Origin of the sequence: Bacillus cereus group sp. N12 (assembly GCF_016483575.1) — a bacterium.
Taxonomy (GTDB): Bacteria; Bacillota; Bacilli; order Bacillales; family Bacillaceae_G; genus Bacillus_A; species Bacillus_A toyonensis.
Window position 1 is genome coordinate 1 of sequence record NZ_JAEHBO010000271.1, and the last position, 239, is coordinate 239.

Consider the following 239-nt stretch of genomic DNA (forward strand, 5'->3'; position numbering starts at 1 on the left):
GTTATGTAGTTTTCATATAACTAAATACGATACAACTAACCAAAATGGCATTACCATTAGGAATCCATTTCTAATCCCTTTTGCAATAGCCAATGGATCATCATTACAGTATGGCATTTCCTTTTCTTCAACCCGCTGCAACATCTTTTTTTGAGGTGAAAGGCTCATATTGAATCTCCTTTCCTTTCAATCTGTTTTCATTTTCCATAACAAACTACCACCAAAACAGCCTATACAAT

Annotated in this window: 1 protein-coding gene; it reads right to left on the reverse strand. The window is 34.3% G+C overall.

Features of this window, described 5'->3' with window-relative positions; translation table 11 throughout:
* Window positions 1–12: 12 nt before the first annotated feature.
* Complete coding sequence (locus JDS92_RS30450; RefSeq protein WP_002114638.1) at window positions 13–168, reverse strand: hypothetical protein; 156 nt, start codon at window positions 166–168, stop codon at window positions 13–15.
* Window positions 169–239: the final 71 nt, after the last annotated feature.

Bases quoted from the DNA above. Each gene is read 5' to 3' on its own strand.
- JDS92_RS30450 (WP_002114638.1), bottom strand. From the start codon at position 168: ATGAGCCTTTCACCTCAAAAAAAGATGTTGCAGCGGGTTGAAGAAAAG.